The sequence below is a fragment of the Burkholderia sp. YIM B11467 genome (genome assembly GCF_052952715.1).
On record NZ_JBQVSQ010000006.1, the window covers coordinates 269,821 to 288,569 of the forward strand.

General features: G+C 68.0%; 18 protein-coding genes. 9 read left to right on the forward strand and 9 right to left on the reverse strand.

The window, feature by feature from the left end; translation table 11 throughout:
* Positions 1 to 135: 135 nt before the first annotated feature.
* Positions 136 to 1,077 (reverse strand): DMT family transporter, encoded by a 942-nt coding sequence (locus tag ACTRWB_RS22180; protein ID WP_446903314.1) that lies wholly within the window; start codon positions 1,075 to 1,077, stop codon positions 136 to 138.
* 159 nt (positions 1,078 to 1,236) lie between these two features.
* Here ACTRWB_RS22180 and dapC point away from each other — a divergent pair, with 159 nt between their 5' ends.
* From dapC to cls, 6 genes are all read left to right on the forward strand, one after another.
* Positions 1,237 to 2,469, forward strand: a complete 1,233-nt coding sequence (gene dapC, locus ACTRWB_RS22185) for a succinyldiaminopimelate transaminase (protein WP_446903229.1) — start codon at positions 1,237 to 1,239, stop codon at positions 2,467 to 2,469.
* A 44-nt stretch (positions 2,470 to 2,513) separates the two neighbouring features.
* Positions 2,514 to 3,341: a 2,3,4,5-tetrahydropyridine-2,6-dicarboxylate N-succinyltransferase gene (dapD, locus tag ACTRWB_RS22190; RefSeq protein ID WP_129512436.1), complete on the forward strand. Its 828-nt coding sequence runs from the start codon at positions 2,514 to 2,516 to the stop codon at positions 3,339 to 3,341.
* Entirely contained in the window at positions 3,341 to 3,709 is a 369-nt protein-coding gene (locus tag ACTRWB_RS22195) for an ArsC family reductase (RefSeq protein ID WP_048248647.1), read from the forward strand. Before dapD ends, ACTRWB_RS22195 begins: the two co-directional genes overlap by 1 nt.
* Positions 3,710 to 3,799: 90 nt before the next feature.
* The gene (gene dapE / locus ACTRWB_RS22200; protein ID WP_048248648.1) at positions 3,800 to 4,939 is read left to right on the forward strand and encodes a succinyl-diaminopimelate desuccinylase; all 1,140 of its coding nucleotides are present in this window, start codon (positions 3,800 to 3,802) and stop codon (positions 4,937 to 4,939) included.
* A gap of 11 nt (positions 4,940 to 4,950) precedes the next feature.
* Complete coding sequence (prmB, locus tag ACTRWB_RS22205) at positions 4,951 to 5,859, forward strand: 50S ribosomal protein L3 N(5)-glutamine methyltransferase (protein ID WP_446903230.1); 909 nt, start codon at positions 4,951 to 4,953, stop codon at positions 5,857 to 5,859.
* 113 nt (positions 5,860 to 5,972) lie between these two features.
* Positions 5,973 to 7,412: a cardiolipin synthase gene (gene cls, locus ACTRWB_RS22210; protein ID WP_446903231.1), complete on the forward strand. Its 1,440-nt coding sequence runs from the start codon at positions 5,973 to 5,975 to the stop codon at positions 7,410 to 7,412.
* 63 nt (positions 7,413 to 7,475) lie between these two features.
* On the opposite strand, the gene ACTRWB_RS22215 is transcribed toward cls, so the two are convergent.
* Entirely contained in the window at positions 7,476 to 7,955 is a 480-nt protein-coding gene (locus ACTRWB_RS22215) for a glutathione peroxidase (protein ID WP_446903232.1), read from the reverse strand.
* Positions 7,956 to 8,091: 136 nt separating this feature from the next.
* Between ACTRWB_RS22215 and ACTRWB_RS22220 the strand changes: the two genes are divergently transcribed.
* Positions 8,092 to 10,023 carry an ATP-binding cassette domain-containing protein gene (locus tag ACTRWB_RS22220; protein WP_129512441.1) on the forward strand — a complete coding sequence of 644 codons (1,932 nt, stop codon included), beginning with the start codon at positions 8,092 to 8,094 and terminating at the stop codon, positions 10,021 to 10,023.
* A 144-nt stretch (positions 10,024 to 10,167) separates the two neighbouring features.
* Here ACTRWB_RS22220 and ACTRWB_RS22225 read toward each other — a convergent pair whose 3' ends face one another.
* From ACTRWB_RS22225 to alr, 3 genes are all read right to left on the reverse strand, one after another.
* The gene (locus ACTRWB_RS22225) at positions 10,168 to 10,434 is read right to left on the reverse strand and encodes a DUF2866 domain-containing protein (RefSeq protein WP_193098639.1); all 267 of its coding nucleotides are present in this window, start codon (positions 10,432 to 10,434) and stop codon (positions 10,168 to 10,170) included.
* Positions 10,435 to 10,579: 145 nt separating this feature from the next.
* Positions 10,580 to 11,956: a DNA repair protein RadA gene (gene radA, locus ACTRWB_RS22230; protein ID WP_129512443.1), complete on the reverse strand. Its 1,377-nt coding sequence runs from the start codon at positions 11,954 to 11,956 to the stop codon at positions 10,580 to 10,582.
* A gap of 11 nt (positions 11,957 to 11,967) precedes the next feature.
* Entirely contained in the window at positions 11,968 to 13,038 is a 1,071-nt protein-coding gene (alr, locus tag ACTRWB_RS22235; protein WP_129512444.1) for an alanine racemase, read from the reverse strand.
* Positions 13,039 to 13,256: 218 nt separating this feature from the next.
* Here alr and lplT point away from each other — a divergent pair, with 218 nt between their 5' ends.
* A complete protein-coding gene (lplT, locus tag ACTRWB_RS22240; RefSeq protein ID WP_048248660.1) occupies positions 13,257 to 14,564 on the forward strand; it encodes a lysophospholipid transporter LplT in 1,308 nt (435 codons plus the stop codon).
* Positions 14,565 to 14,622: 58 nt separating this feature from the next.
* A complete protein-coding gene (gene thiD, locus ACTRWB_RS22245) occupies positions 14,623 to 15,432 on the forward strand; it encodes a bifunctional hydroxymethylpyrimidine kinase/phosphomethylpyrimidine kinase (protein WP_419684324.1) in 810 nt (269 codons plus the stop codon).
* 18 nt (positions 15,433 to 15,450) lie between these two features.
* Here the strand turns inward: thiD and ACTRWB_RS22250 are convergent, their stop codons facing one another.
* Genes ACTRWB_RS22250 through tsaB form a run of 4 tightly spaced genes read right to left on the reverse strand, consistent with a single transcriptional unit; the run spans position 15,451 to position 18,677 of the window.
* Positions 15,451 to 16,416 (reverse strand): DUF1853 family protein, encoded by a 966-nt coding sequence (locus ACTRWB_RS22250; protein ID WP_446903233.1) that lies wholly within the window; start codon positions 16,414 to 16,416, stop codon positions 15,451 to 15,453.
* The gene (locus ACTRWB_RS22255) at positions 16,413 to 17,426 is read right to left on the reverse strand and encodes a uracil-DNA glycosylase (protein WP_446903234.1); all 1,014 of its coding nucleotides are present in this window, start codon (positions 17,424 to 17,426) and stop codon (positions 16,413 to 16,415) included. Before ACTRWB_RS22255 ends, ACTRWB_RS22250 begins: the two co-directional genes overlap by 4 nt.
* A complete protein-coding gene (rimI, locus tag ACTRWB_RS22260) occupies positions 17,413 to 17,913 on the reverse strand; it encodes a ribosomal protein S18-alanine N-acetyltransferase (protein ID WP_446903235.1) in 501 nt (166 codons plus the stop codon). The genes ACTRWB_RS22255 and rimI overlap by 14 nt, the downstream gene beginning before the upstream one ends.
* On the reverse strand, positions 17,910 to 18,677 hold the full coding sequence (gene tsaB, locus ACTRWB_RS22265; RefSeq protein ID WP_129512449.1) for a tRNA (adenosine(37)-N6)-threonylcarbamoyltransferase complex dimerization subunit type 1 TsaB: 768 nt from the start codon (positions 18,675 to 18,677) through the stop codon (positions 17,910 to 17,912). Before tsaB ends, rimI begins: the two co-directional genes overlap by 4 nt.
* Between the last annotated feature and the right edge of the window lie 72 nt (positions 18,678 to 18,749).

The following is an 18,749-nucleotide window of genomic DNA, read 5'->3' on the forward strand; positions in this document are numbered from 1 at the left end:
GTATCGGATGTGAAGAAGGTGTCAAACGGACGGTGCCGCGATGCGCGGGGCCGAACGGCCCATGCGCAAGACGCGACCCGGAATTCAAAAACGGGGCCGCGCGCATACAGCGTTGGGCCCCGCAAACGGCTTCCATCATACCATCGCGCGTGCGCCGTCCCGACCGTCGCCGGGTTTGTCCGGTGCCGGCGCCGAACGATGGACCCGGCTCGACAGCAGCGTCGCCAGCACGATGCACACGCCGCCCGCCCACTCGCGCGCGGTCGGCAGCTCATTCGCGAACACCCACGCCGACAGCGCGGTAATCACGATCTCGAACAGCATGATGATCGACGCGCGGTTCGCGGGCACGCGTGCAAGACCGTATTGCACGAGCAGGTTGTTGGCCGCCATCGTCACGCCGATCGCGGCGATGATCAGCGCCGCGACGCCGAGCTGGCCGCCCGCCGGTGCGGCCGGCAGCCCCTCGAACAGCGACGCGATCGCGCCAAACACGGCGGCGCCGCCGAACAGCGTCGCGGTGCGCATCTCCGCGCGCATGTCGGGCAGCTCGCGGCTCGCCTTGATCACGAGCACGTTGCTCATCGCGAAGCTCAGCCCGGCCGCGAGCCCGGCCCATTCGGCCGGGTTGGCCGGCAGCGGCAAGCCGAGCTTCGGCGACCACAGCATCAGCATCGCGCCGCCGATCGACAGCGCCGCCAGCCCCGCACCGGCCCAGGTCAGCCGCTCGCGCAGCAGGAAGTGCGCGTAGATCGCGGTCCATGCGGGGGTCAGGTAGAACAGCAGCATCACGCGCAGCACCTCGCCGTGGATCGTGCCCCACACGAAACCGAGGTTCGTCACACCGGCCGTCACCGCGATGCCCGGCAGCACCCAATGCCAGCACAGCGTCGCGATCGTGCGGTGCCGCGCGACGATCACGAACAGGAACGCGACGAGGCTCGTCAGCGCGCTTGCCAGCGTGCCCGTCACGCCGAGCGACGCGAGGATCCGCAACGGATACCAGATCAGGCCCCATACCGATGCGCCGACCAGGATGGCCAGCGTCGGCAGGCTGCCGCGTACCGCGTTATTCATTTGGTTCAATACCCTTTATTCCACTGGCCCGGCCACCGTTCCGGCGGGCCGTGACCGCATTCCGTCACGCTATAATGATCCGTTGCGACCCGGGCGCCGTGGGCTCCCGTTCGCAGCCGCGCGGCGCGCCCGCCGCTTCTTTCGCTCCAACCGGCCGCGATGGCCGCTTCGCCCGTGAACCCTCGACTCGACTCGCTCCAGCCCTATCCCTTCGAAAAGCTGCGCGCCCTGTTCAAGGACGTGACGCCCTCCGGCGACCTCAAACCGATCAGCTTCGGCATCGGCGAGCCCAAGCACCCGACCCCGGCGCTGATCCGCGACGCCGTGGTGGCCGCGCTCGACGGCCTCGCGTCGTATCCGGCCACGACCGGCTCGGACGCGTTGCGCACGTCGATCGCGCACTGGCTCGAGCGTCGCTACGGGCTGCCGGCGATCGATCCGGCCACGCAGGTGCTGCCGGTGTCGGGGTCGCGCGAGGCACTGTTCTCGCTCGCGCAGACCGTGATTGACGCGGGTCCGTCCGACCGGGGCGAGAAGGCGATCGTACTCTGTCCGAATCCTTTCTATCAAATTTACGAAGGCGCGGCGCTGCTGGCCGGTGCCGAACCCTATTTCGCGAACAGCGACCCGGCCCGCAACTTCGCGTGCGACTACGCGGCCGTGCCCGACGAAGTCTGGGCGCGCACGCAGTTGCTGTACGTGTGCTCGCCGGGCAACCCGACGGGCGCCGTGCTGACGCTCGACGACTGGCGCGAGCTGTTCGCGCTGTCCGACCGCCACGGGTTCGTCATCGCGTCCGACGAGTGTTATTCGGAAATCTATTTCGACGAAGCGGCGCCGCCGCTCGGCGGCCTCGAGGCCGCGCACCGCCTCGGCCGCGGCTTCGAGCGGCTCGTGATGCTGTCGAGCCTGTCGAAGCGCTCGAACGTGCCGGGCATGCGCTCGGGCTTCGTGGCCGGCGACGCGGCGCTGCTGAAGAAATTCCTGCTGTACCGCACGTACCACGGCGCCGCGCTGTCGCCGGTCTGGCAGCACGCGAGCATCGCCGCGTGGAACGACGAGGCGCACGTGCGCGAGAACCGCGCGCTGTACCTGCAGAAGTTCAATACGGTCACACCGATGCTCGCCGACGTGATCGACGTGAAGCTGCCCGACGCCGCGTTCTACCTGTGGGCCAACGTATCGCGCACCGGGCTGTCGGACACCGAGTTCGCCCGCCGCCTGTACGCCGACTATAATGTGACGGTTCTGCCCGGCTCGTACCTGGCGCGCGATGCGCACGGGTCGAATCCGGGCCGCGATTTCATCCGGATCGCGCTCGTCGCGGGCACCCCCGAATGCGTCGAGGGCGCGCAACGCATCGTCGATTTCTGCCGCTCTCTCGCGCGGTAATCGTCCATCCCGATCAATTCCATCCATCTCCTGCGAAAACGAACATGTCGCAACAACTTCAGCAAATCATCGATACCGCCTGGGACAACCGCGCCGAGCTGTCGCCGAAGGCCGCCCCCGCCGACGTCCGCGAGGCCGTCGCGCACGCGATCGAGCAACTCGACAAGGGTGCGCTGCGCGTCGCCGAGAAAATCGACGGCAACTGGACCGTGCACCAGTGGCTGAAGAAGGCCGTGCTGCTGTCGTTCCGCCTGGAGGACAACGCGCCGATGGCAGCCGGCGGCTACTCGCAGTTCTACGACAAGGTGCCGTCGAAGTTCGCGAACTACACGGCTGAAGACTTCGCCGCGGGCGGCTTCCGCGTCGTCCCGCCGGCCATCGCGCGCCGCGGCTCGTTCATCGCGAAGAACGTCGTGCTGATGCCGTCGTACACCAACATCGGCGCGTACGTCGACGAAGGCACGATGGTCGACACGTGGGCCACGGTCGGTTCGTGCGCGCAGATCGGCAAGAACGTGCACCTGTCGGGCGGCGTCGGCATCGGCGGCGTGCTCGAGCCGCTGCAGGCGAACCCCGTCATCATCGAAGACAACTGTTTCATCGGCGCGCGCTCGGAAGTCGTCGAAGGCGTGATCGTCGAGGAAAACTCGGTGATCTCGATGGGCGTGTACCTCGGCCAGAGCACCAAGATCTACGACCGCGAGACGGGCGAGGTCAGCTACGGCCGCATCCCGGCCGGCTCGGTCGTCGTCGCCGGCAACCTGCCGTCGAAGGACGGCTCGCACAGCCTGTACTGCGCGGTGATCGTCAAGAAGGTCGACGCGAAGACCCGCGCGAAGGTCGGCCTGAACGAGCTGCTGCGAGGCGACTGATGGCAAAGCCGCACACCGTGGTCGTCTACGGCATTCCGAACTGCGACACCGTGAAGAAGGCCCGCGTGTGGCTTGACGATCACGGCGTCGAATTCGAGTTTCACGATTTCAAGAAACTCGGCGTCAGCGTGCCGCTGCTGGAAGACTGGCTGAAGGACGTGTCGCTCGACGCGCTCGTGAACAAGCGCGGCACCACGTGGCGCGGCCTGGACGACGCAATGAAGGCAGCCGCCGAAACGAAGTCCGGCGCGGTCGCGCTGATGATCCACAAGCCGTCGGTCATCAAGCGCCCCGTGCTGGTCGTCAACGGCCGGGTAAAATCGCTCGGCTTCGTGGCCGATCAATACGCGGCACTGTTTGCCGCATAGGGCCGCCCGCGCTGCGCCAATCGGCGCAGCCCGACGTCTTGTCGCTGCCGGCCACCGCGCCGGCATTTTTTATCGAAAGTGGTCCGAACCATGTCCGCCACCCTAGCCCTTACCGAACAGCTGATCGCCCGTGCGTCCGTGACGCCCGACGACCAGCATTGCCAGCAGATCATGACCGAGCGCCTCGTCGCGCTCGGCTTCGAATGCGAGACCATCGCGTCGCACGGCGTGACCAACCTGTGGGCCGTCAAGCGCGGCGCCGACGGCCGCGACGGCAAGCTGCTCGCGTTCGCGGGCCACACCGACGTCGTGCCGACCGGCCCGCTCGAACAGTGGACCTCGCCGCCGTTCATCCCCGCCCATCGTGACGGCAAGCTGTACGGCCGCGGCGCGGCCGACATGAAGACCTCGCTCGCGGCGTTCGTCGTCGCCTCCGAGGAATTCGTCGCGGCCCATCCCGGCCACCGCGGCACGCTCGCGTTCCTGATTACCAGCGACGAGGAAGGCCCGGCCACCGACGGCACCGTGAAGGTCGTCGAACTGCTGCAGGCGCGCGGCGAACGCCTCGACTACTGCATCGTCGGCGAGCCGACGTCGACCGCCGAACTCGGCGACGTCGTCAAGAACGGCCGCCGCGGATCGATGTCGGGCGAACTGATCGTCAAGGGCGTGCAGGGTCACATCGCGTATCCGCATCTCGCGAAGAACCCGATCCACCTGCTCGCGCCGGCGCTCGCCGAGCTCGCCGTCGAGCAGTGGGACGAAGGCAACGAATACTTCCCGCCGACCACCTGGCAGGTGTCGAACCTGCACGCAGGCACCGGCGCGACCAACGTGATCCCCGGCCACATCGACCTGCTGTTCAATTTCCGCTTCTCGACCGCCAGCACGGTCGAGGGTCTGCAGGCACGCGTGCACGCGATCCTCGACAAGCATGGCCTCGAATACACGCTGAAGTGGTCGGTGAGCGGCCTGCCGTTCCTCACGCCGCGCGGCGAGCTGTCGAACGCGCTGGAAAACGCGATCCGTACCGAGACCGGCATCACGACCGAACTGTCGACGACGGGCGGCACGTCGGACGGCCGTTTCATCGCGCGCATCTGCCCGCAGGTGATCGAGTTCGGCCCGCCGAACGGCAGCATCCACAAGATCGACGAGCACATCGAGGTGCGTTTCGTCGACCCGCTGAAGAACGTGTACCGCCGCGTGCTCGAACAACTGATCGCCTGATGGAGCCTCGCATGACGACACCTTTTGCAACTGTTCGCGATCTGCTGCGCTACGCAGTCACGCGCTTCTCGAAAGCGAAGCTCGCGTTCGGCCACGGCTCCGACAATGCGTACGACGAAGCCGCCTATCTCGTGCTGCGTACGCTCGACCTGCCGCTCGACACGCTCGAGCCGTTCCTCGACGCACGGCTGCTGCCCGACGAAATCGAGGCCGTGCTCGCGGTGATCGAACGACGCGCGACTGACCGCGTGCCGGCCGCGTACCTCACGCATGAAGCGTGGATGCATGGCCACCGCTTCTACGTCGACGAGCGCGTGATCGTGCCGCGTTCGTTCATCGGCGAACTGCTCGACGACGGACTGCAGCCGTACGTCGCCGATCCCGAGCAGGTCGGCGCGGTGCTCGAACTGTGCACGGGCTCGGGCTGCCTCGCGATCCTCGCGGCGAGCGCGTTCCCGAACGCCGAGATCGACGCGGTCGACCTGTCCGACAAGGCACTCGAAGTCGCCGAGATCAACGTGCGCGACTACGGCCTCGAAGACCGCATCGCGCTGCACCGCGGCGACCTCTACGCGCCGCTGCCCGCGTTCCGTACCGACCCCGGCGCACGCTATGACGTGATCCTGACGAATCCGCCGTACGTGAATGCGTCGTCGATGGCCGGGCTGCCGCCCGAATACCGGCACGAGCCGGAAATGGCGCTCGCAGGCGGTGACGACGGGATGGACATCGTGCGGCGCATCGTCGCCGAAGCGCACCGCTGGCTGCACGACGACGGCGTGCTCGTCGTCGAGATCGGCAACGAGCGCGAGCACGTCGAAGCCGCGTTCGGCGGCCTCGAACTCACGTGGCTGCCCACCAGCGCGGGCGACGACGCCGTGTTCCTGATCCAGGCGTCGGACCTGCCGCGCAAGTCCTGAGCCTCCCCGGCTCCCCAACCGTGCGGCACGGCGTACCGCTGCGCCGCACGGTTGGGTAAGATGCGCGTAAGCGGCCGCCGCGCCGCACGACTTCAGGAGTCCGTCACGCGCCCATGACCCTCGACTGGCTACATCTCGGTACCCTGCTCCTGACGATCCACGTGCTCGGGATCGTCGCGGCGTGCCATGCGATCATGAACACACGCACGTCGCAAGGCGCGATCGCGTGGGCCGTCTCGCTCGCCGCGATGCCGTACCTGACGCTCGTTCCGTATCTGTTCCTCGGCCGCAGCAAGTTCTCCGGCTACGTCGACGCACGGCGCCAAGAGCTGGAAATGGTGCGCATGCACACACCGCGCTCGCCCTGGCTCGACACCGGCGCGACCGACGGGCCGGCCGCCGACGCGCTCGGCCAGGCCGCCGTGCTCGCGCTCACGCGGCTCGGCGGCATGCCGTTCCTCGGCGGCAATTCGGTGCGCACGCTCGTGAACGGCGACGCGACGTTCTCGGCGATCCTGTCGGCGATCGACGCCGCGCGCGACTACGTGGTCGTCCAGTTCTTCATCGTGCGCGACGATGCGCTCGGCCAGATGCTGCGCGACTCGCTGCTGGCGCGTGCGGCGGCCGGCGTGCGTTGTTGCCTGCTGTACGACAGCATCGGCAGCTTCGACCTGCCGCACAGCTACGTCGACACCTTGCGCCGGGGCGGCGTCGAGGTGCATCCGTTCGCGACCAATCGCAAGTTCGTCAACCGCTTCCAGCTCAATTTCCGCAACCATCGCAAGATCGTCGTCGTCGACGGCAATCGCGCGTTCGTCGGCGGCCATAACGTCGGCGTCGAATATCTCGGCGCGAAACCACGCCTGTCGCCGTGGCGCGATACGCACATCGAGATACGCGGCCCCGTGGTCGCGAGCATCCAGTACGTGTTCGCCGAAGACTGGCACTGGGCGACGCAGAAGCTGCCGCCGCTCGCGCTGCCGCCGCCCGCGCTGCCCGGCGACGACATGCATTGCCTCGTGGTGCCGATGGGGCCGGCCGACAAGCAGGAAACCGGTTCGTTGTTCTTCGTCGAGGCGATCAATGCCGCGCGCGAGCGGATCTGGATCACGTCGCCGTACCTCGTCCCCGACGAAGCCGTGGTCTCCGCGCTGAAGCTCGCCGTGATGCGGGGCGTCGACGTGCGCATCCTGATCCCGAGCCGGCGCGATCACTACGTGGTGTTCGAGGCATCGAAGCTGTACGCGCGCGATCTGGTCGACGCGGGCGTCAAGGTGTTTCGCTACCGGCCCGGCTTCCTGCATCAGAAGGTCGTGCTGATCGACCGCATCGCGGCGGCGATCGGCAGCGCGAATCTCGACAACCGCTCGTTCCGCCTCAATTTCGAGATCATGATGCTGACCGTCGACCGCGCCTTCGCGGACGAGGTCGAGGCGATGCTCGATGCCGACTTCGCGCAGGCGTACGAGGTCGACGCGAACGAATACCGCCATTCGCCCGCATGGCGGCGAATCGCGATGCACGTCGCGCGGCTGTTCGCGCCGATCCTGTAGCGGCCGGGACGACGGCGGCACCGGTGCGATCCGCACCGGCGCTGCGCACGCCGTCCCCCGCCATCACAGCAGCTTGTCGATATCCGCGGCGATTTCGTCGGGCTTGGTCGACGGCGCGTAGCGCTTGACGATGCGCCCTTCGCGGTCGATCAGGAATTTCGTGAAGTTCCACTTGATCGCCTTGAGACCGAGAATGCCGGGCGCCTCGTCGGTCAGATAGCGGTACAGCGGATGCGCATGGTCGCCCTTCACGTCGATCTTCCCGAACATCGGGAACGTGACGCCGTAATTGCGCTCGCAGAACGCGCCGATCTGCGCGGCGTCGCCGGGCTCCTGCTTGCCGAACTGGTTGCACGGGAAGCCGAGCACGAAGAAACCGCGCGCCGCGTACTGGTCGTACAGCTTCTGCAGGCCCGCGTACTGCGGCGTGAAACCGCACTCGCTCGCCGTGTTGACGATCAGCAGCACCTTGCCGCGATACGCATCGAGCGATACCGGCGCACCGGCAAGCGTCTCTGCGTTGAACGAATACAGGGTGGACATCGGGCACTCCTTTTACGTAACCGGATCGACGTGGAGTCTAGGCGAAAATGCACCGTTGCGGCATCCGCCGAGCGGCCGATGTCCGGCGCGAGCGGCGCGCAGTCTAGAATAGCGGTTTTGGCCAGCCATTTCCGCCGTGATCCGTTTCAATCAGTTCAGCCTTGCGCGCGGCACCAAGCCGCTGTTCGAGTCGACCTCGTTCGTGCTCAACCCCGGCGAGAAAGCCGGCCTGATCGGCGCGAACGGCGCCGGCAAGTCGACGCTGTTCTCCGTCCTGCGCGGCGAGCTGCACTCGGACGCCGGCGATTTCTCGATGCCGCCGTCGTGGCGCATCGCCCATGTGTCGCAGGAAACGCCCGCCGTCGACCGCTCCGCGCTCGACTACACGCTCGACGGCGACGCCGCGCTGCGCGAGATCGAGGCGCGCATCGCCGCCGCCTCGGCCGCGCATGACGGCGCCGCGGAGGCCAACGCGCACGCCGCTTTCGCCGACGCCGACGGCTACACCGCGCCCGCCCGCGCCGAAGCGCTGCTGCTCGGCCTCGGTTTCACGCTCGCCCAGACACGCGAATCCGTCGCCAGCTTCTCCGGCGGCTGGCGCATGCGCCTGAACCTCGCGCAGGCGCTGATGTGCCGCTCCGACCTGCTGCTGCTCGACGAACCGACGAACCACCTCGACCTCGACGCGATCGTCTGGCTCGAAGACTGGCTGCACCGCTACCCCGGCACGCTCGTCGTGATCTCGCACGACCGCGAATTCCTCGATTCGATCTGCAACGTCACGCTGCATCTGGAAAACCGCCAGGTGAAGCGCTACGGCGGCAACTACTCGCAATTCGAAGTACTGCGCGCGCAGCAACTGGCGCTGCAGCAAAACGCATACGAAAAGCAGCAGAAGACGATCGAGCACCTGCAGAGCTTCGTCGACCGCTTCAAGGCCAAGGCGACCAAGGCCAAACAGGCGCAAAGCCGGATGAAGGCGCTCGAGAAGATGGAGCTGATCGCGCCCGCGCACATCGCGTCGCCGTTCACGTTCGAATTCCGCACGCCCGACGCCGCGCCGAACCCGATGATGGTGATGGAAGACGTCCGCTGCGGCTACCATGCCGACGACGGCGCGGAAATCCCGATCGTCGAGCGCGTGGCGCTGTCGATCCAGAACGGGCAGCGCATCGGCCTGCTCGGCGCGAACGGCCAGGGCAAGTCTACGCTGATCAAGACGCTGGCCGGCACGCTCGTGCCGCTGTCGGGCCAGGTCCGCGACGGCAAGGGGCTGACGATCGGCTATTTCGCGCAGCACCAGCTCGAAACGCTGCGCGAAGACGATTCGCCGCTCGCGCATCTGGCGCGGCTCGCGCCCGACACGCGCGAGCAGGAGCTGCGCGACTTCCTCGGCGGCTTCAATTTCTCGGGCGACATGGCGACGAGTGCCGTGGGCCCGTTCTCGGGCGGCGAGAAAGCGCGCCTCGCGCTCGCGCTGATCATCTGGCAGAAGCCGAACCTGCTGCTGCTCGACGAACCGACGAACCACCTCGACCTCGAAACACGCCACGCGCTGACGATGGCGCTCGCGCAGTTCGAAGGCACGCTGATTCTCGTATCGCACGACCGCCATCTGCTGCGCGCGACGACCGACCAGTTCATGCTCGTCGCGAAGCACCGGCTGCAGCCGTTCGACGGCGACCTCGACGACTACCGCGACTGGCTGCTGCAGCACGCGGCAGAGCAGCGCGCGGCCGCGAAGGCCGACAGCGCGGCTTCGCCGGGCGCGGGTGCCGCGGCCAACCGCAAGGACCAGAAGCGTCAGGCCGCCGAGGAGCGGCAGCGCCTGTCGGTGTTGAAAAAGCCGCTGCAGACGCGCATCACGAAGCTCGAAAAGGAAATGGAGACGCTGCACGCGGAGAAGGCGCGCCTCGACGCGTTCGTCGCCGATCCGGCGAGCTACGACGCCGCGCGCAAGACGGAACTGACCGACGCGATCCGCAAGCTCGGCGACGTCAACACCCGGCTCGAAACGATCGAGGCCGACTGGCTCGCCGCGCACGAAGAACTCGAGCAGATCGGCTGAACGCGGTCGCGGTTTCGACAAGCCATCAAGCCAACGGGCCCGCGCCGGGCCCGGATGCGACAAGGCCGGGCACGCTGGCCCGGCCTGTCTGTTGCCGTTGTTCGTCGCTGCGTCGGTTCGTCGGCCGCTCGCCGTGTTGCCGGCTCAACGGCGCGGCAGCGTGTCGCGCGGCATCTGCTCGTCATCGCCCATCAGGTGCCGGCGCCCTTCGGTCGGCCGCCGGATCGCCTCGGCGACCTCCGCTTCCGTCACGTCCTCGGACACCACCTTGCGCGCCAGGCGCCCTTCTTCGTCGATCCATTCGACGATCCGGCATCCGCCGCCCCAGGGCTGGCGAATCGGCTCCGACACGCGGCAGCCGCGCAGGTTGTAAAGACGTCCGCTTGGCACTTCCACGTACGATTTCAACATAGGTACCCTTCGTATTCGCGGTTCGACAATCCGGCAAAGGATAGGGAAAAGCGATGTCCGGCGGGTTACAGAAGCCTACATATTCTTTACAGCGAATTACGTGACAGATCGCCGACAGGCCCAGCCCGCGCGGCTGCCGGGTCGATCACTCGAGATCGCGCACGCGGTCGATCGCCTGCTCGATCCGCTCGACGGCCATCACGTTCAGCCCTTCGATCGGCTGTTTCGGCGCATTCGCCTTCGGGATCAGCGCGGACGTGAAGCCGAGCTTCGCCGCCTCGCGCAGCCGCTCCTGCCCGCGCGGGGACGGCCGGATCTCGCCCGCCAGCCCCACCTCGCCGAACACGAACAACCCCTTCGGCAGCGCCTTGTTGCGCATCGACGAATGGATCGCGAGCAGCACCGCGAGATCGGCGGCCGGCTCGGTGATCTTCACGCCGCCGACTGCATTGAGGAAGACGTCCTGGTCGAAGCACGCGATGCCCGCGTGCCGGTGCAGCACCGCGAGCAGCATCGCGAGCCGGTTCTGCTCGAGGCCGACCGCAAGCCGGCGCGGGTTCGGCACATGCGCGGTATCGACGAGCGCCTGGATTTCGACGAGCAGCGGACGCGTGCCTTCCTGCGTGACGAGCACGCACGAGCCAGGCACGACCTGCTCGTGCTGCGACAGGAACAGCGCGGACGGATTCGCGACGCCGCGCAGCCCGCGCTCGGTCATCGCGAACACGCCGAGTTCGTTGACCGCGCCGAAGCGGTTCTTGAACGCCCGCACGAGCCGGAACGACGAATGCGTGTCGCCCTCGAAATACAGCACCGTGTCGACGATGTGCTCGAGCACGCGCGGGCCGGCGAGGTTGCCCTCCTTCGTCACGTGCCCGACCATGATGATCGCGGTGCCCGACTGTTTCGCGATACGCGTGAGCTGCGCCGCGCATTCGCGCACCTGCGCGACCGAACCCGGCGCCGACGTGAGCGCCTCCGAATAGACGGTCTGGATCGAGTCGATCACCGCCACGTCCGGCCGTTCCGCGTCGATCGCGGCCTGGATCTTTTCGAGCTGGATCTCGGCGAGCAGCTGCAGCTCGGCCGCCGGCGTGCCGCCGTCGAGCAGCGCAAGCCGTTGCGCGCGCAACGCGATCTGCGCGGCCGATTCCTCGCCGCTGATATAGAGCGCGCGCCGTTCGCTGGCGATGTCCGCGAGCGACTGCAGCAGCAGCGTCGACTTGCCGATGCCCGGGTCGCCGCCGATCAGCACGACGCCGCCGGGCACCAGCCCGCCGCCGAGCACACGGTCGAATTCGCCGATGCCCGTCGAGAAGCGCGGCACGTCGGCCGCTTCGATGTCGACGAGCCGCTGTACCGGCGCCCGCTTCGCGAGCGACTGGAAACGGTGGGCCGACGGCGTCTCGGGAACCGATTCGACGAGCGTGTTCCAGGCCTGGCACGACGGACACTGCCCCTGCCACTTCGGGGACTGCCCGCCGCACTCGCTGCAGACATAGATGGTTTTCTGTTTGGCCACGCGTGACGCCCTTATTCCGCGCGCACGGGCACGCGGCCGGCGACCGCACACATCAGCTCGTAGCCGATCGTGCCGCAGTGGCGGGCGACGTCGTCGATCGGCAGTGCGTTGCCCCACAGCTCGACGCGCGCCCCGACGCCCGCCTGCGGGCACGGGGTCAGGTCGACGGTAATCATGTCCATCGACACGCGGCCGACGATCCGCGTACGGATGCCGTCGACGATCACGGGCGTGCCTTCGGGCGCGACGCGCGGATAACCGTCCGCGTAGCCGCACGCGACGACGCCGACCCGCATCGGCGCCTGCGCGGAGAACGTCGATCCATAACCGATCGCCTGGCCCTTCGCGATCGTCTGCACCGCGATCAGCTCGGACGCGAGCGTCATCGCGGGCTTCAGCCCCGTGTCGGCGATATCGGACGACAGCCCGGACGGCGACGCGCCATACAGCACGATCCCCGGCCGCACCCAGTCGAAGTGCGTATCCGGATGCCACAGCACGGCGGCCGAGTTCGCGAGACTGCGCGCGCCGGCGATGCTTTCGGCACCGCGCTCGAACGTCGCGAGTTGCTCGGCGACGCCGCGCTCGTTATCGGCGTCCGAAAAATGGGTCATCAACGTGATCTGGCCGATGCCGGGGCACGCGCGGGCGCGCTCCCATGCAGCGCGGTATTTTTCCGGCACGTAGCCGAGCCGGTTCATCCCGCTGTTCATCTTGAGCTGCACGTTGACGGGCTTCGACAGCCGCGCGGTTTCCAGCATCCGCATCTGCTCGTCGTTATGGACCGTCGTCGTCAGGCTGTAGCGGTCGATCACGTCGATGTCGGTCGAGCGGAAGAATCCTTCGAGCAACAGGATCGGGCCGGCCCAGCCGAGCTCGCGCAGTTTCACGGCCTCGTCGAGGTCGAGCAGGCCGAAACCGTCGGTGCCGCGCAAGCCCGGAAACGCGCGGGCGAGACCGTGGCCGTACGCGTTGGCCTTGACGACCGCCCAGACCTTGGACGGGCCGGCAAAGCGGCGGACGACGGAGAGATTGTTCGCGAGAGCGGCGGTGTGGATGGTGGCGGAGATCGGGCGCGGCATGGGAAATTTACGTAAAGACGCTTGCGAATCATCAGCTTACCGCGCCTTTTGAGCACCGAAGCCGACAATTTGCGGAACGATCGGGGAATCTTGCTAGTCCGAATTGCTGTATTTTCATGTTATAAAGCCGTGCGCACAACCCATTTCGAACGGAATAAGCCGATCGCATATCAGGCGGCCTACGCGGCCCTGCCGCAGCGACGAAAGCATCGCATCAGATGAAAAAAGGTTTTTACACCATCATGGCCGCGCAGTTTTTCTCGTCGCTGGCCGACAATGCGCTCCTCATCGCCGCCATCGCCCTGCTGAAAGACCTCCACGCTCCCAACTGGATGACACCGCTGCTGAAGCTGTTCTTCGTGTTGTCGTACGTGGTGTTGGCGGCGTATGTCGGTGCTTTCGCGGATTCGCGCCCGAAGGGGCGCGTGATGTTCATCACCAACTCGATCAAGGTGGTCGGCTGCATGATCATGCTGTTCGGCGCTCACCCGCTGATCGCATACGGGATCGTCGGATTCGGCGCGGCGGCCTACTCGCCCGCGAAATACGGCATTCTCACCGAGCTGCTGCCGGCCGACCGGCTGGTCGCCGCGAACGGCTGGATCGAAGGCACGACCGTCAGCTCGATCATCCTCGGCACCGTGCTCGGCGGCGCGCTGATCAGCCCGCACATCGCGTCGCACGTGATCGCGCACACCCCCGACTGGATCAGCACGCCGGCCGAAGCGGCGATGGCGATCATCATGGCGATCTACGTGATCGCCGCACTGTTCAACCTGCGCATTCCCGATACGGGCGCCCGCTATCCGAAGCAGGAGCGCGGCCCGGTCAAGCTCCTCACGGATTTCGCCGACTGCTTCATGGTGCTGTGGCGCGACAAGCTCGGCCAGATCTCGCTGGCGGTCACGACGCTGTTCTGGGGTGCCGGCGCGACGCTGCAGTTCATCGTGCTGAAATGGGCCGAGGTGTCGCTCGGCATGTCGCTGTCGGAAGGCGCGATCCTGCAGGCCGTGGTCGCGGTCGGCGTCGCGGCCGGCGCGATCGCCGCCGCAGCCCGGATCCCGCTGAAGAAGTCGCTGTCCGTGCTGCCCGTCGGCATCATCATGGGCATCGCGGTGATGCTGATGGCGTTCTACACGCGCGACCTGTTCCCGTCGCACTGGGCCGTGCACTTCGGCCACATGCGCATGCCCGTGTACCTGATCGTCGCGTACCTGTTCCTGATCGGCGTCGGTGCGTTGTCCGGCTACTTCGTCGTTCCGATGAACGCGCTGCTGCAGCATCGCGGCCACGTGCTGCTGTCGGCCGGCCACTCGATCGCGGTACAGAACTTCAACGAGAACCTGTCGGTGCTCGTGATGCTGTGCCTGTACGCGGTGCTCGTGTGGCTCGACGTACCAGTCGGCGTCGTGATCGTGCTGTTCGGCACGTTCGTCTGCCTGACGATGTGGCTCGTGATGCGCCGCCACCAGGCGAACCAGCGTCAGTTCGACTCGGTCGCGCTGATCGGCGAATCGCGGCACTGACGCTACACTTCCCGTTTCCGTCCGTCGGCGCCGGTCTTCGAACCGGCGCGTTGCCCTCATGACGCACCCGATACCCAACATCCTGACGATCGCCGGCTCCGATTCGGGCGGCGGCGCAGGGATCCAGGCCGACCTGAAGACGTTTTCCGCGCTCGGCGCGTACGGCGCCAGCGTGATCACCGCGCTGACCGCGCAGAACACGCGCGGCGTGACCGGCGTGCACGCGCCGGACGCCGCGTTCGTGACCGCGCAGCTCGACGCGGTGTTCGACGACATCCGCATCGACGCGGTCAAGATCGGGATGCTTGCCAACGCGGCGATCGTGCACGCGGTGGCCGACGCGCTGCGGCGTTACGCGCCGCGCTTCGTCGTGCTCGACACGGTGATGATCTCGAAGAGTTCGCACGCGCTGCTTGCGCCCGACGCCGTCGACGCGTTGCGCGACGCGCTGCTGCCGCTGGCGACCGTCGTCACGCCGAACCTGCCGGAAGCGGCCGCGCTGCTCGGCGACACGCCCGCGACCACGGAAGACGACATGGTCCGCCAAGGCCGGGCGTTGCTGCAGACAGGCGCGCGCGCCGTGCTGATGAAAGGCGGCCACCTGCCCGACGCGGCCGCGAGCCCCGACTGGCTCGTCGATGCCACGCACACCGTGCGGCTCGACGGCCCGCGTGTGCCGGTCAGCAATACACACGGCACGGGCTGCACGCTGTCGTCCGCGATTGCCGCGCTGCTGCCGCAGCAGCCCGACCTCGAAAGCGCGGTGCGCGAAGCGAAGGCCTACCTGACCGGCGCGATCGCCGCGAGCGGTCACCTCGACGTCGGTCACGGCGTCGGTCCCGTCCATCACTTCCATCGCTGGTGGTAAGCGCTCGCTGACGCGGCGTCAGCCGTCCTGCGCCGCGAATGCCTGCGCATGCGCCGGCCAGTCGTCGGGCACGACGAAGCCACGCGCCGTCTCGCGCCACGTGCCATCGCAGCCCTTCTCGTGGATGCCGATCAGTGCGGGCGCCTGACGCGTCGTCAGCACGGGCGGCAGCTCAAGTGCGGCTGCAAGCGGTTCGAGTTCGAAGCCGGCGTCGGCGGCAACCCGCCGCGGCGCGAGCCACGCAAGCCGCGGCAACACGCTCCATGCAACACCGGCACGCTGCGCGGCCGCCCACGTCGGCCACTGCGCGTGCGTCAGCCAGAAACCGCGCGGGTGATCAGGCGCGATTTCCGCGGACACCGGCGGCAACGGCACGCCGTGCGGATAGAACAGCCAGCCCTTGATGAACATCTGCGCATCGGACGGCGCACCGTAGCCGAGCAGCGCAAAGCCGTCGCGATCGCCGAGCCGCAGCTGGTGGTCGAGCAGCCGGCTGCGCTTGCGGTCGAGCCGGTCGACGAGGTTGGGCCCGACGAAGTCGGCGAGCGACGCGCCGTCGCGCACCGGTGCGCACAGATAGCACTTCACCGCGAGCTCCCAGTGCAGGCGCTGCCCGTCCGGCGCATCGACGAGAAAATCGACTTCGCCGAGCGTCCGGCCATGGCTGCGCAGCGGGAGATTGGCCGCGACGAGCTGCAGCGACGGTCCGTGCGTGAGGAAGTACTCGAGCAGGCATTCCGCATAGCGGCCGAGCCGTACGGGCCGTAGCCCGTCGAGCGCGCGGCGCAGCGGCTCAGGCTGAGCATCGAGCGCGGCGAGCCACGCTTGAACGGCCGACCATCCGGCCGCATCCGGCCACGGATGCGCGAGCGGTGCGCCGGGTGCCGCGGTAAGCAGGCTCGGGCTCGCGAGCAGCCAACCCAGATCGCGCACCGCGGCGTCACGCAGCGTATCGACGAATGCGAACGCCGCGCCGGCCGTCATTGACCGGCCGGCCCGTTCGCGTCGGCACCCGCCGCGCGCTGGAACGTGTCGCGCGCGAGGCACAGGTCGGCCCATGCCTTCGACTTGTCCTGCAGGCTGCGCAACAGGTACGCCGGGTGGTAGGTGACGATCACCGGCACGCCTTCGTACTCATGCACGCGGCCGCGCAGCGACGCGATGCTCGCGTCCGTCTTCAGCAACGTCTGCGCGGCAAAACGACCGAGCGCGACAATCAGCTTCGGCTTCACGAGCGCGACCTGGCGCTGCAGATAAGGCTCGCAGCTTGCGACCTCGTCCGGTTCCGGATTGCGGTTGCCGGGCGGCCGGCACTTGATCACGTTCGCGATATACACGTTGTCACCGCGCTGGAGCGACAGCGACTGCAGCATGTTGTCGAGCAGCTTGCCGGCCTGGCCGACGAACGGCTCGCCCTGCTTGTCCTCGTTTTCGCCGGGCGCTTCGCCGATCAGCATCCAGTCCGCTTCGCGGTCGCCGACGCCGAACACGGTGTTGGTTCGCTTCTCGCACAGCCGGCACTGCGTACAGCCAGCCACGCGCGCGGCCAGCGCATCCCAGTCGAGCACGGCAACCGGCGTTTCGGCGCGGCGCGGTTCGGCAGCCGGCACGGGATCGCCCGGCGGCGCCGCGTCGAACCACGCGAAATCGTCATCGCCGGCAGGCGGTGCGTCGTCCATCGGCGGCATCGCATCGGCCGAGGCGGCCGGCACGGGTGCGCGATCGTCCTCGGCCACACGGCGCGCCGGCGTGCCGGGCTCGCTCGACGGCGATGCATCGGCCGCACGCACGACGGACGGCGGCGCATCGTCTTGCGAAGGCGTACGCGCCGCGCGCGCCGGCCGATCGGCGGCGACCACGGAGGTGTCGCCCACCGCACCGGTTTGCGCCGCGGCGGGCGCATCGACTGCCGCGCCTTCGTCCGCGCGCTGCCCGCGCCGCACCCAGATCTGCGCGAGGCCCATTTCCTCGAGTGCCGCTTCAGCCCACGCCATGCGCGTCCCCCTCATCCTTGTTCAACGTCAGACGCATCACGATCGCGTCCTCCCGGCTGCGATGCTTCGCCGGATAGTAGTTCTTGCGCCGGCCGATCGTCACGAAGCCGAAACGCTCGTACAGATGGATCGCGCGCGTATTGGACGGCCGCACCTCGAGCAGCACGCCGTCGAGCCGCTCCGCGCGCGAAATGCGCACGGCCTCGCGCAGCAGCGCAAGCCCCGCGCCCGCGTGCTGCACGGCCGGCGCGACGCACAGGTTCAGCAGGTGCATCTCGTCCACCACTGGCATCAGCACGCAGTAGCCGACGAGCGAGCCGGTCACGTGCCGCAGGCACACGCCCAGATAGCCGTTGCGCAACGAATCCTCGAAGTTGCCGCGGCTCCACGGGAATTCGTACGCGACCTGTTCGATCGCGACGACCTCGTCGAGATCCGCGTCCGTCATCGGCGCCAGATAGCGGTCGCTCAGCAGTACGCCCGTCATCCCTTCGCTCCGCCCGTCTGCGCGGCGCGTGCCGCGACACGCTCGGCGGTCGTCTGCGCGACCTTGTCGCGCACGTATTCGGGCGCCGCCTGATCGGCCGGCACCACACGCCCGGCGCGGAACGCGCGCAGTGCGGCATGCGCGACCGCCAGCGCATGCGGCAGCGCATCGCCGTCGATCACGGCCGCGCGCGCCGCAGCCGGCAGTTGCGTGCCGAACGCGGCAGCCGCGTTTCCCGCGAGCGTGAACGGCGCATCGGGCACGCCAACGGCACCCGGCGCGTCGAGCGAGGCCGGATGCAGCGTGCGCCAGTCGCCGACGCTGTCATCCCACTCGAAATCCGCCCAGTAGGCTTCGTCCATCCGCGCGTCCAGCGCGGCAAGCACGCGCGTCGTGCCGGGCGCGCGCAGCCGCGCGTGCTCCGCGCACGCGAGCAGCGTGCCGATCGGCACGACCGGCAGCCCGCCGCCGAACGCGAGGCCCTGGGTAATGCCCGTCGCGGTGCGCAGGCCCGTGAACGAGCCGGGGCCCGCGCCGAACGCAATCGCATCGCAATCGGCGAGCGTCAGCCCTGATTCGGCGAAAAGCGCCTGGATCGCCGGCAGCACGCGGGTGCTCGACACGGCGCCCGTCTGCTCGTGGCGGACCCAGGTTTGCGGGGTGGAAATGGCGTCATCGGCTTGAGCCGAGCGCAGCAGCGCGACCGAGCAATATTCGGTCGACGTATCGATGGCGAGGAGCACTGTTTGCGTCATGGCCGACATTGTAATGCGGCGCCCCGCTCCCACGGGCGATCGGGCCCGATCTGCGCGTGCGCGCGGCGCCGGCGGTGGTTT